The sequence below is a fragment of the Solwaraspora sp. WMMA2080 genome (genome assembly GCF_027497395.1).
In the GTDB taxonomy this organism is placed as follows: domain Bacteria; phylum Actinomycetota; class Actinomycetes; order Mycobacteriales; family Micromonosporaceae; genus Micromonospora_E.
On the sequence record NZ_CP114910.1, the window covers coordinates 5,308,527 to 5,321,217 of the forward strand.

A 12,691-nucleotide genomic window follows, 5' to 3' on the forward strand; every position below is an offset into this window, starting at 1 on the left:
GGTCTCCCCGAGCGGCCTCAGCGCATGCCGCGCAGCGCGCCCCGCACCCGTTCCTGGGTCTGCCGGCGCCACTCGCTGCTGGCCCCGAGCGCCAGCAGCACCAGACCGACCGGGATCAGCACCAGCCACGGCCCGAAGAAGGTCAACGCGTGCAACGCGGTCACCGCGCTGACCACCGTACCGACCACCACCGGAGCCTGCTGCTGACTCATCGCCCCGACCAGCAGGGTGCCGACCGCACCGAGCAGCAACAGGACCTGCCGGAAACTGTTCTCCCCGGAGCTGATCACCAGCACCAGGGTGGGCAGGAACGCCGCGGCCAGTGCCGGCCCGTACGCCGTCCAACTGCTCAGGTCCGGCCGGTGCCGCAGTTCCAGGACCCCGACCAGCAGGGCGAGGACGGCGAACGGCAAGGTGTACGCCTCGGTGAGCGCCACGTCGGTGATCCGCATCAGCATCCACCAGGCGGTGATCTCACAGCCGACCGCCAGCCAGAACAGGACCCGACGCTCCATCGCGCGTCGGCCCGGCCGGGTGGCCGTCACACCGAGCACCGCGCCCCAGGCGGCCAGCAGCCCGGCCAGATGCGCGGCCGAGTCGTACGCCAGGGCCAGCGCGAGCAGTGCGGCCGCGTAGCTGCTCCACTCGACCACCGCCGCCTCGCGTACCGCCTCGGGGTGGCTGAGCCGGGGCAGCCGGGTCGCGGACAGCAGCAGGCCGGCACCGACGGCGAGTACGCCGAACGCCGACCAGCTCGGCGGGAGGCCGGCGACAAGGCCCACGGTCAGTACGAACATCTGCGCCATCACCGAGGCGAACAGCCAGCCGAGGATCCGAGCCGGCTGGCTGCGTCCGGCGTACGCGGCCACCGCTCCGACGCACACCGAGCTGCCCAGCGTGAAGACGGTCAGTTGATCGTTGGCCAGCGCGCCGGCAAGCCCGGCGCCACCGGCGGCGAGGCCGATCAGGAACAGCAGCCGGCGGGCGATGCGCAGCGGCCGGTGCCGTTCGGTGTCCGGCGGCGGTTCGGTCAGCGCCAGTCCGACCATGGCGACCGCGAAGACCAGCAGCGCCGCCATGGTGCCCGCCGGCCAGCCGACGCCGAACGACATCGGGGTGATCAGCAGGGTGATCGCCACGCCGGGCAGCACCACCGGAACCGCCTGGCCCGGCCCGCCGGTGTTGAACCCGGTCGCGGCCAGCGCCGCCGCGACGGTGAGCAGCAGCGCGGCGAGCACGTTGGTCGGGTCCACGGCGGCGGCCGGCGGATCGAGCAGCCCGGCCGGTGGTCCCTGCCAGATCGCGGTCAGCGTGCGGTACGGCTCGACCAGCGCGGCGGTCAGCGTCGGTGCCACCGCCGCGACGGCCAACGCGGTGGGCAGCGCGGCGGCTGCCAGCGCACCCTTGACCGGGCTGATCGCCCACTCCCGGCCGATCTCCAGCGGCCCCGGCTGGCTCCACCGGCCGCCGAGCCCGGACCATCGGCGACTCGGCCGGGACAGGTCCACCGGCGGTGGGGTGGCGGCCCGCAGCAGTTCGGCGAGTACGCCGAGCAGTGCGGCCCCGGCGGCGTACATGCCGGTCGGCAGGTCGGTCGGGAGCGACGCGAGGGCGGTGACCGTCGCGCCGCCGGCCAACCCGACGGTGGCGTACGGCAGGTAGTGCGGCACCTGGCGGCGGACCATGGCCAGCACGGCGACGCCGAGCGCCGAGGCGGCCAACGCCCCGGTCAGCACGATCTCCGTGGTCCAGCCGAGCGCGGCGGCCAGCGCGGCGACCGCCCCGGGCATCGCCAGCAGCGCGGCCCCGGTCGCTGCGCCACCGATCTTCGCCAGGTGCGCCGGCATCGACTCCCGGTCGGGGACGAGCTGCCCGGTACCTGCCTGATCATCCTGGTCAGTTTGACCAGCCTGGTCGGCCGGAGCGGACTGGTCGGCCAGCGTCACGGTGGCGACGACTCGGGCGAGTACCGCCACCACCACGCAGGTCAGCACCACGACACCGAGCGCGGCGGCGGTGGTCCACGGACGGACCAGGCTGGCGCCGATGGCGTACAGGGCGACCGCCACGGCGACGCCGGCCCGGGCGGTGGCTGCCTGTGGATCGTCGGCGGCCACCGAGACGATCCCGTACCCGATCGCGACCAGGCATCCGACCACGATCGGCGACCACCAGGGCAGGCCGAGCGCCGCCGGGGTGCCGACGGTGGCGAGCGCGACCAGCACGCCGGCGGCGTGGAACGACCAGGGTCGGGGCAGCGCGACGGCGGCGGCCAGCGCGAGCAGTACCAGGGCCAGCGGCACCTGCCACGAGTTGGCGGCGACCTCGGTGGACCAGGCGGTCAGGTCCGCCTGCCAGAGTTGGCCCGGGGTGGCCAGTGCCTGGACGCCGCCGGCGACCGCGGTGTAGCCGGCGAGGACGGCGATGACTCCACCGCTGACTGCGGTGCCCAGGACCGGTCCGCGCCGCCAGTGCTCGGGCAGGGCGCGTACGGCGACCGCCACCAGCAGGGTCAGCGCCGCGCTGGCCACCAGTTCGGTGCCGGGTACCACGATTGCGCTGACCCTGGCCAGGGTGCCGACCAGCGCGGCGGTGGCGGCCGCTGCGGCGTAGTCGGGGCCGTCGAGCAGCCGGTCCGCCCGCCGCCCGGCGTCGATCGACGGTGCAATGAGCAGCAGCCCTGCGGCGACCAGCAGCCCGACGGCGACCCACACGTCGGCGACGGTCGCGCCGGGGGAGCCGAACGTCGCAGCGGTGACCGCGAGCGCCCCGAGCCCGGTGCCGATGGTCAACGGCCGGGGGATCTGCCGTTCGGCCACCTGCGCCAGCGCCGAGTAGCCGAGTGTGCCGCAGACCGCGAGGAAACCGGCGGCCAGGATCGGGGCGGTCGTCTCCTGGACGGTCAGCGCGGTCGGCCCCGGCGGCGGTACCAGAGCGGTGACGAACGCCGCCACCCCACCGGGCAGGGCGAATGCTGCACCGCCGGCTGCCCAACCGCCGACCGCGTCCCCGGCGGGCCGGCGACGTACCTCCGGCAGGGTCCCGGCCACCGCGATCAGTACGCCGGCGGCGGCCAGCACCAGCAGAGCGGCAGCGGTGGAGCCGGGGCGGGCCAGCGCCGCGCCCGCACCGGCGGTGCCGAGCACCGCCGCGCAGATCACGTGCACCCGGGTGGCCCGGGTGGTGTCGGTGAGGAAACCTGTGCCGGCCACCGCGACGGCGGTGAGCACCGGCAGCCACGGTGCGGCGTACCAGGGCAGTGCGAAGGACGCCGGTACGGCCAGCGCGGTCAACGTCACGCCGACGACGGTCGCCTCGCGGCGCCATTCGACCGGCATGGCGACCGCCGCCGCGATGGTGATCAACAGCGCGGCCAGGGCGAGCTGCCAGTCGGCGGGCCCGGCGTAGTCGACCAGGCTCTGCTGGTAGCCGGCCAGGTCGGCCTGCCATGCGGGCAACGCGGCGCGGACCGGTGCTAGCGCCGCTCGCAGCGCGCCACCGGCGACCAGTACGCCGAGCACGGTCAACGCGGCCGCCGCCGCGAGCTGCGGGCCACGGCGGACCTGCTCCGGCAGGGCCCGTACGCCGATTCCGGCGACGGCGACCACGGCGGCGATCAGCAGCAGCGCCGGACCGGGCAGGGCGACCGCCGCGACCCGGCTGGCCGCGCCGATGACCGCCAGGGCGAACACGCCGGCGGCCAGGTCCGGCAGTGGCGGGTGGCCCAGGGTGAATCCACCGGCGAGCCCGATCCCGGCGGCGATCAGCAGCACCGCCGCTGCGACCAGCACGTCGGGCACCGTGTCGGCGCGCAGTACCGCCACCACGGCGAACAGCAGGGCGGCTGTGACGGCGAGCCCGTGCAGGGTCCAGATCAGGTCGCGTAGCCAGAGGACGGCCGCGGTGGGTGCCGGCGGCAGCCAGCCCGGCCCTCGACCACCGTTGCCGCCACCGGGAGGCTCACCCTCGACGACGGCGTCGGCCTCCTCCGGCGCGTTCTCCGGCCGGTCGGAGCCGGTGCCGGTCGGTGCCAGCCCGGCTGACCCGGCGGGCCCGCCGGACCGGTCGACGGGCTGGTTGCCGCTGTCCGACCCGGCCGGCGCGTCCGGCCGGGGTCGAGGCGCCGTCGGCGACCCGAACCGCCAGCCGCCGCCGAGCTGCCCGGGGCCGCTCAGTAGCCGTACCAGCAGCAGATCGAGCACGGCGACCACGGCGAGGGCCGACGCCCACCCGGCAGGCCCCCGGATCACGTCCTGACCGAGCAGCGGCACCACCGGCTGGATCGCGAGCACCATGCCGTACCGGGGCAGGCGTAGCCCGGTGGTGGCGGCGTAACCGGCGGCGACCAGCGCGGTGACGGCGAAGGTGAGGCCGGCGAACGCCGACGGGCTGACCGGCCCGGCCCGGACGGCGTCGGTCGCCCAGATCGCGTAGCCGTCGATCGGGACGAGGACCAGCGCCACGGCGGCGATCGTCTCCGCGGTGGAGGTGAGCCCGCGGGCGGCGACTGCGGGCGGTGCCGCGAGCAGCAGCAGCGTGCCGGCGAACAGCACGCTCAACCGGGTGACATCGGGCAACGCGCTGTTGGCGACGGCGGCGAACACCACCACCGCCATCAGCGCGCCGAGGCCGAGCAGGACGTTCTGGATGGACTGGGCGGACGCCTCCGGTCGGGTGCCGTCCGACGACAGGACCTGGGTCGGATCGTCGCCGGCGGCGGCCGGCGGGTAGCCGGCCGGGCCGGAGCCGGGCGGTTCCGAGCCCGGTGGCGGCCCGGTCAGCGGCACGTCGTCGGCGGCCAGGTTGGGGCTCTGCCGGGGGAACCTCGGCGGGGCGGTGCCCTGGTCGGCGGTCGGCGGTCGACGCCCGGCCCGGCGGCGGACCGAGACCCGGGGCCCCGGGCCACGCCGACCGGCGGCACCGCCGGTGGACAGGATGTCCCGCTGGAAGATCGCCGCCTGCAGGTCGCTGGCCGTCTGCTTCTGCTCTTTGGCCAGCGAGAGCTCGCGGGCCTTCATTTCGGCGATGGACCGCTCGATACGGGCCAGGTCCTCAGCGAACTGCGGCTGCTCGGCACCGCACCGCGGGCAGGTCGCCGCCGCCGGCACGGTCCGCCCGCACGAGGCGCAGCGGTACGGCGTACTCATGGCACCCTCCTCCACGCCCGGACCACACTGTGGACCACTTCCTACGAAGCATGCCTAAACCAAGCAACTGTTGAACAGCCCTAGGCGGCGTGGAGATCGGAGAAAAACCGGTCGTGGGTCCGTCACGGACCCACGACCGGCCGGTTCGGCGCGGGCGGTGCCGGGCTCAGGGGCGGCCCATGCCCCGGTACTGCCAGCCGGCGCCGGTCCACAACGTCGAGTCGAGGCAGTTCCGGCCGTCGATCACCCGCCGTCCGGCGACCAGCTCACCCAACGACACCGGGTCGGCGTTACGGAAATCGGCCCACTCGGTCAGGACGCAGACCAGGTCGGCGTCGCGGACCGCGTCGACCATCGACGGTACGTAGGCCAGGTCCGGCTGCGCACGGCGGGCGTTCTCCGTACCCTCGGGGTCAAAGACCCGCACCTGCGCGCCGGTCTTGGCGAGCATCGCCGCCACCGCGAGCGACGGCGCGTCCCGTACGTCGTCGGAGTTGGGTTTGAACGTCGCCCCCAGCACCGCCACCGTCGTGCCGGACAGATCCGGCCCGGCCGGCCCGGACCGACGGTCCAGCAGCTCGGCCGCGAGCTGCACCACCCGGGACCGCCGCCGCTGGTTGATCAGATCCACCTCGTGCAGGAACCGCAACGCCTCACCCGCGCCGAGCTCCTGCGCCCTGGCCTGGAACGCCCGGATGTCCTTGGGTAGACAGCCACCGCCGAACCCGACCCCGGCCTGCAGGAACCGGTTGCCGATCCGCGGGTCGTAGCCGATCGCCCGGGCCAGCTGGGTGACGTCGCCGCCGGCCACCTCGCACACCTCGGCCATCGCGTTGATGAACGAGATCTTCGTGGCCAGGAACGCGTTCGCCGCGACCTTCACCAGCTCGGCGGTCGCGAAGTCGGTCACCACCAACGGCACCTCCCGGTCCTCGGTGGCAGCCAGGTCGAACACCCCCTTGTGCGCGGCGTACAGCATGCCGTTGGCCCACTCGCTGCGTACCCCGACCACGATCCGGTTCGGCCGCAGCACGTCCTCGACGGCGAAACCCTCCTGCAGGAACTCCGGACTCCACGCGACCTCGACGCCCAGGTCGCCCTGGGCGTGCTTGCCGACCAGCTGCTCGATCCACTCCGCGGTGCCGACCGGCACCGTCGACTTGCCGACGATCAACGCCTTACGGGACAGGTGCTGGGCCAGACCGGTCACCGCCGCCTCGACGTACGACAGGTCGGCGCCCATCGCGTCGGCCCGCTGCGGGGTACCCACACAGATGAAGTGCACGTCACCGAACTCGGCCGTCGCCGCCATGTCGGTGGTGAACCGCAGCCGTCCGGCGGCCAGGCTCCGCTTGAGCAGCTCGTCCAGGCCCGGCTCGTGGAACGGCACTTCACCTGCGGACAGCTTCGCGATCTTGTCGGCGTCGACGTCGTAGCCGATCACCTCGTAGCCGAGCTCGGCGAAACAGATGGCGTACGTCGCGCCGAGGTAACCGGTGCCGAGGAAGGTCAGCCGCGGGCGGGGGGCACCCGACGGCGGGGCCACCGCCGCGATGGCCGGAACGGGCTGGATGTTCGGGTACGGGATGGTCACGCCTTGTTCTCCGCTCGCGCTGGCGGCGCTGTGGTCGCGTCGCACTCGGTGGCCCGGTGCCGGGGGCTCGACACCAATCATCGTGGTTTTGACGTTCGCGGCGTACCGCTTCGTGGGTGCCGACTCGGCCGAGGGGTTCCGGTCGGCTGCCCGGCAGACGATAGTCCGTACGGCTGGGCGGGGGCGACCGGCATCGGCGTTACTCACCGGTATCCTCACACTCGAGCAGGATATCGAGGGAACACTCCAGGCGAGGGAGGGCGTGATGACGTCCGGGCCGGCGTTCGATGTCTATCAGTTACCAGAGGAGCACACAGCGATCCGGGAAGCGGTCCGGGAGGTGTGCGACGCGAAGGTCGCCCCCAACGCCGCTGAAGCCGACGAGACCGCACAGTTTCCCACCGCTTCCTACGACGCGCTGCGGGCAGCGGATTTCCATGCCCCGCACGTTCCGGAGCAGTACGGCGGGGCGGGCGCTGACGCCCTCGCCACCGCGATCGTCATCGAGGAAGTGGCGCGGGCCTGCGCGTCCTCGTCGTTGATCCCGGCGGTCAACAAGCTCGGCACGATGCCGCTGCTGCTGGCCGGCTCGGAGCAGTTGAAGGAGCGCTACCTGCGACCGGTGGCGTTGGGCGCGGCGATGTTCTCGTACTGCCTGTCCGAGCCGGAGGCGGGCAGCGACGCTGCGTCGATGACCACCCGCGCGGTCCGCGACGGCGACCACTGGGTGCTCAACGGGGTGAAGCGGTGGATCACCAACGCCGGTGTCTCGGAGTACTACACCGTCTTCGCGGTCACCGAGCCGGGTGCCCGGTCACGGGGGATCTCCGCTTTCGTTGTGGAGAAGTCCGACCGCGGGGTGAGCTTCGGCGCACCGGAGAAGAAACTCGGTATCAAGGGGTCACCGACCTGCGAGGTCTACCTGGACAACGTCCGGATCCCGGCGGACCGGATGATCGGCGAACCGGGCACCGGGTTCGCCACCGCGATGCGCACCCTGGACCATACCCGGGTGACGATCGCCGCCCAGGCCGTCGGCATCGCGCAGGGTGCGCTCGACTTCGCCCGCGGGTACGTGCGGGAGCGCCAGCAGTTCGGCAAGCCGATCGCCGACTTCCAGGGCGTCCAGTTCATGATCGCGGAGATGGGCATGAAGCTGGAAGCGGCCCGGCAGATCACCTACGTCGCCGCCGCCCGGTCGGAGCGCGCCGACGCAGACCTGACCTTCTTCGGGGCAGCGGCGAAGTGTTTCGCCTCAGACGCGGCCATGGAGATCACGACCGACGCGGTGCAACTGCTCGGCGGGTACGGCTACACCCGGGACTACCCGGTCGAGCGGATGATGCGGGACGCCAAGATCACTCAGATCTACGAGGGCACGAACCAGGTGCAGCGGATCGTGATGGCGCGCCAGTTGCTGACCCCCTGACCTGACCTGAGGCTTCCGGAGCCGGCCTCAGCTCGGGGACTTCCCCGCGTCGTCGGGACGGGCCGGCAGCACCGTCGTGGTCTCGTCGCCGCCGTCCGCGCCGTCCGTCGTCCGGACGATCCGGGTGGTCTCGTCGGGGTCGGTGGTGGTCGGCTGGTTGATCCGGGTGGTCTCGTCCGGGTCGGTGGTGGTCGGCTGGTTGATCCGGGTGGTCTCGTCCGGGTCGCCGCCGGTGACCGCCGGTCGGGGCGGTGCGAACGCCGACGCCTGCGGCAGCACGACGGTCGGATCGTCCCGCCGGTGCCCCGGCGGGGTCAGCCGCATCGTGTCGTGCTCCGAGTCGGGTTCGGCACCCGTCGCCGATCGGGCTGGCCGCAGCGGCGGGTTGGCGGCGGCCGGGAAAGCGATGGTCCGAGCCGGATCGCCGGTCGGTGGCTGGGCCGACCACGCCGGCGGTCCGGCGCTGCCGCCGTATCCGCCGGCCGGGTTGCTGCCGTATCCGCTCGGGTTGCCGTATCCGCCGGGGCCGGGCAGCGGGGCGGTCCGCGTCACGTCCTGCGGCGGTGGCCCGCCGGCGTACAGCGCCACCATCCGCTCACCCCGCCAACGACGTGAGCTGAACGCGGTGGCCAACAACGGGACGGCCAGCACCACGGCGAGCCCTTCGGCCGGCGCCGTGAGGACGAAATCCGTGCCGAGCAGCCGGCGCGGCATCGTCTCGTAGAACCCCACGATGTCGACGGTGGCCCAGGCCGACACTCCGACGAACGACGCCCCGGCCAGAACCGGTCCGACCGGGGACAACCGGGGCAGCAACAACAGCGCGTACGACACTCCGCAGACCGCGAGCGCGGCCAACCCGATGAACACGTCGAGCGGTGGTTCGCTGTACGCGTCCCGTCGAGCCAGCGCGTACTCGCTCAGGCCGAGCCCGGCGAGGAACCAGATCACCGGTGCGAGGAGCAGGGACAGGACCAGCGAGCCCAGGTGCCGCATCTGACCTCCTCGCGGGGATGGTGCCTTCCGGGCACGGTACCCGCCAGGCGCAACGTCACCGGCAACAGTCGGTGGGTCGGTTCAGCGAATCACCCGACTGGACCGGGGGATGGGCCGGGCCGGCCGTAGCCCGTCGCCGTCGGGTCGAACGTCTCCGGCCGGCGCGGCCAGTGTCGTCTTCGTTCTCGTCTTCGTCCGCAACGACGCCGGCCGGTCGGCGTCGGCTCGGTCCGGGCCGGTCGGTGCGTCGGCGGAGTCGTCCGACGTCGTGGCGCTGCCGCCCGGCAGCGACCAGAGCGACGGGTCGAACTCGCCGCGTGGCCGGACCGGCAACGGCTCCGCCGCCGCCGCGTCGGAACCGGCCTCGTCGTCGTCGGTGCCGTTCGTCGCGGGCCGGGATCGCCACCGCTGCCTGCTCAGCACCGCGGTGCTGAGCAGCACCCCGAGCAACGCGAGGGTGCCGTTCTCCACCGGCTGCAGCAGCACCACCGGTTCACCGAAGAGCCGCCACGGCGTACCGATCAGGTCGCGGGCACCGAACGGGTCGACGAACATCGCCACGTACGGGGCCGCCAGAGCCAGCCCGGCGGTGAGCGGACCGAGCGGGGAGAACCGTAGCGTGCCCAGCAGCCCGAGCAGCAGACCGGCGGCGAACACGAACGCGGCCGGTGCCAGCAGGGTCGCCGTGTGGTAACCGCCGTCGGTCACCCAGCCGGCGATGGTGCGGGCCGACGTCGTCTGGCCGACCGCGATCAGCACCCAGCACAGCGGTGCCGCAGCCAGGCCGCTGAGGAAGCTCCAGAGATGACGCATGGGCGAACCGTACCGTTTCGGGCGGGAGGCTCGGGCAGGGACGCAACGGGGCGGCGCACTTTCTCCCGTCCGCGTTGGCACACGCCGCAGGCTGTGCCCGTTGCGCTACCTGCCGACGACAGCTTGTGTTCCCGGCACGCTCCGTTGCGCCCCGGTCGGCAGGACAATCGATCAGCGGCACCGCCGCCGGCGGCGCGCGACGTACGCGAGGATGGAAGTGGACGGCCACACGCGGTCCGGCGACGCGGCCGCGACCCGGGGAGGAGTGTCAGTCGTGAGCGAGGTGCTGTGGCGCCCACCGGCGGACGTGCGGCAGCGGACCCGGATCGGCGGGTACCTGGCGTGGCTGGAGCGCACCCGAGGGCTGCGGTTCGCTGACTACCAGCAGCTGTGGCAGTGGTCGGTCGACGACCTGGCCGGGTTCTGGGGGTCGGTCTGGGACTACTTCGAGGTGGCCGGCCAGCAGCCGGCGGAGCAGGTGCTCGCCGACCGGCGGATGCCCGGCGCGCGGTGGTTTCCCGGTGCCCGGCTCAACTACGCCGAGCACGTGCTGCGCGCACCCGGGTTGGCCGAGGGCGCCCCGGTGGTGATCGCGCACAGCCAGACCCGAGCGCCGGTCACGCTCACCGTCGGGCAACTGCGCGACGAGGTCCGCCGGGTGCGGGCCGGGCTGCGCCGGCTCGGGGTGCGATCGGGCGACCGGGTCGCGGCGTACGCGCCGAACATCCCCGAGACGTACGTGTTGATGCTGGCCACCGCCAGCCTGGGCGCGGTCTTCTCGTCCTGCGCACCGGAGTTCGGCACCCGCAGCGTCACCGACCGCTGGCAGCAGATCGAGCCGACGGTGCTGGTCGCGGTCGACGGCTACCGGTACGGCGACAAGGCGGTCGACCGCCGGGCCGAGGTGGCGGCGATCGCGGACGCGTTGCCGTCGGCGCGGCACCGGGTGCTGATTCCGTACCTGTCGGCGGCGGACCCGGCGGAGCTGCCATGGGCCACCTCGACCTGGAGTGCGCTCACCGCGCCGACCGACGAGGCGTTGGCGTTCGACGCGGTTCCGTTCGACCAGCCGCTGTACGTGCTCTATTCGTCGGGCACCACCGGGCTGCCGAAGCCGATCGTGCACCGGCACGGCGGCATCCTGCTGGAGCATCTGAAGATGCTGGCGTTGCATCACGATCTGGGGCCGGGGGACCGCTTCTTCTGGTTCACCACCACCGGCTGGATGATGTGGAATTATCTCGCCTCCGGACCGGCGGTGGGTGCGGCGATCGTGCTGTTCGACGGCAATCCGGCGGTGCGCGCGGCCCCGGGCGGCGCGGCCAGCCCGGACCTGGGCACCTTGTGGCGGCTGGCCGCCGACACCGGTGCCACCTATTTCGGTACCTCGGCGCCGTTCCTGCTGGCCTGCCGCAAGGAAGGGCTGGCGCCGCGGAAGATCGCCGATCTGTCCCGGCTGCGCGGGGTCGGCTCGACCGGGGCGCCGCTGCCGGCTGAGGGTTTCACCTGGGTGTACCAGTCGGTCGGCGAGGACCTGCAGCTGACGTCGCTGTCCGGCGGCACCGACGTGTGCACCGGGTTCGTGGGCGGCGTACCACTGCTGCCGGTGCGGGCCGGGGAGATCGCCTGCCGGTGTCTGGGCGCGCGGGTCGAGGCCCGGGCCGCCGACGGCCGGACGGTCGTCGGTGAGCTGGGCGAGCTGGTGATCACCGAGCCGATGCCGAGCATGCCGGTCGGGTTCTGGAACGACCCGGACGGCAGCCGTTACCGGCAGGCGTACTTCGACCGGTATCCGGGGGTCTGGTGCCACGGTGACTGGATCACCATCGCCGAGGACGGCAGCTGCGCGATCACCGGCCGTTCGGACGCCACCCTGAACCGGGGCGGGGTGCGGTTGGGCACCGCCGAGTTCTACTCGGTGGTGGAGGCGTTGCCGGAGGTCGCCGACTCGCTGGTGATCCACCTGGAGGATCCACAGGGCGGGGCGGGGGAGCTGCTGCTGTTCGTGGCGTTGCGGGCCGGGGTCGGGCTGGACGACGCGCTGCGTACCCGGATCGTGCGTGAGCTGCGGTCGGCGCTGTCACCGCGGCACGTGCCGGACGGAATTCACCAGGTCGCGGCCGTGCCTCGGACGCTGTCCGGCAAGAAGCTGGAGGTGCCGGTGAAGAAGATTCTCACCGGGGTGCCGGCCGGGCAGGCGGCGGCGGCCGGGGCGTTGACCGATCCGGCGGCGTTGGCACCGTTCATCCGGTTCGCCCAGGACCGGGGGACGCCGGTGGGTTGACCGATTCTGCCGGGATGGCAACGCAGCGTCAGCGCAGCGCGTCTCACAGGCGTGGGTGTCTACTTCCGCTTGAAGATCACCGACACGCTCGGCGTCCGGGTCGAGGGGGCGCACGCCTTCAACCCGCTGGCCGGGATCACCCGGACGTTCTGGTACCGGCTGCCAACCGACTGGGTGGTGGACGGCGCGGTGCCGCGACAGCGTCGCGAGCTGCTGGTCGACCGGCTGTACGGCCCGGGCTGGCGCGACGGCAACCCGGACGGGTCCCGGTACATCATCCTCGGCGTGCAGGAGAAGCTGCTCAGCGCCGGTGAGGCGGCGGGCAAGCCGTGGCTGGCCGACCGGGCCGGGTTCTACGTCTGCGCGCCGGACGGCGAACTGCGGGAAGTGGTGCCCCGCGAACTCTGACTGGTTCCGACCGGCAGGCG

The 12,691-nt window shown here is 73.2% G+C and carries 7 protein-coding genes; 3 read left to right on the plus strand and 4 right to left on the minus strand.

What is annotated here, in order from left to right; translation table 11 throughout:
- Positions 1 to 17: 17 nt before the first annotated feature.
- The gene (locus tag O7543_RS24310; RefSeq protein WP_281567267.1) at positions 18 to 5,147 is read right to left on the minus strand and encodes a permease; all 5,130 of its coding nucleotides are present in this window, start codon (positions 5,145 to 5,147) and stop codon (positions 18 to 20) included.
- Between the two features lie 166 nt (positions 5,148 to 5,313).
- Positions 5,314 to 6,741: a UDP-glucose/GDP-mannose dehydrogenase family protein gene (locus O7543_RS24315; RefSeq protein WP_281551753.1), complete on the minus strand. Its 1,428-nt coding sequence runs from the start codon at positions 6,739 to 6,741 to the stop codon at positions 5,314 to 5,316.
- A 265-nt stretch (positions 6,742 to 7,006) separates the two neighbouring features.
- Between O7543_RS24315 and O7543_RS24320 the strand changes: the two genes are divergently transcribed.
- On the plus strand, positions 7,007 to 8,170 hold the full coding sequence (locus tag O7543_RS24320) for an acyl-CoA dehydrogenase family protein (protein WP_281551752.1): 1,164 nt from the start codon (positions 7,007 to 7,009) through the stop codon (positions 8,168 to 8,170).
- A gap of 27 nt (positions 8,171 to 8,197) precedes the next feature.
- Here O7543_RS24320 and O7543_RS24325 read toward each other — a convergent pair whose 3' ends face one another.
- On the minus strand, positions 8,198 to 9,166 hold the full coding sequence (locus O7543_RS24325) for a hypothetical protein (RefSeq protein WP_281551751.1): 969 nt from the start codon (positions 9,164 to 9,166) through the stop codon (positions 8,198 to 8,200).
- Positions 9,167 to 9,247: 81 nt separating this feature from the next.
- On the minus strand, positions 9,248 to 9,979 hold the full coding sequence (locus O7543_RS24330; protein WP_281551750.1) for a hypothetical protein: 732 nt from the start codon (positions 9,977 to 9,979) through the stop codon (positions 9,248 to 9,250).
- Positions 9,980 to 10,253: 274 nt separating this feature from the next.
- Between O7543_RS24330 and O7543_RS24335 the strand changes: the two genes are divergently transcribed.
- Positions 10,254 to 12,263: an acetoacetate--CoA ligase gene (locus tag O7543_RS24335; protein WP_281551749.1), complete on the plus strand. Its 2,010-nt coding sequence runs from the start codon at positions 10,254 to 10,256 to the stop codon at positions 12,261 to 12,263.
- A gap of 69 nt (positions 12,264 to 12,332) precedes the next feature.
- Positions 12,333 to 12,671 carry a hypothetical protein gene (locus O7543_RS24340; RefSeq protein WP_281551748.1) on the plus strand — a complete coding sequence of 113 codons (339 nt, stop codon included), beginning with the start codon at positions 12,333 to 12,335 and terminating at the stop codon, positions 12,669 to 12,671.
- The last annotated feature ends 20 nt before the right edge of the window (positions 12,672 to 12,691 follow it).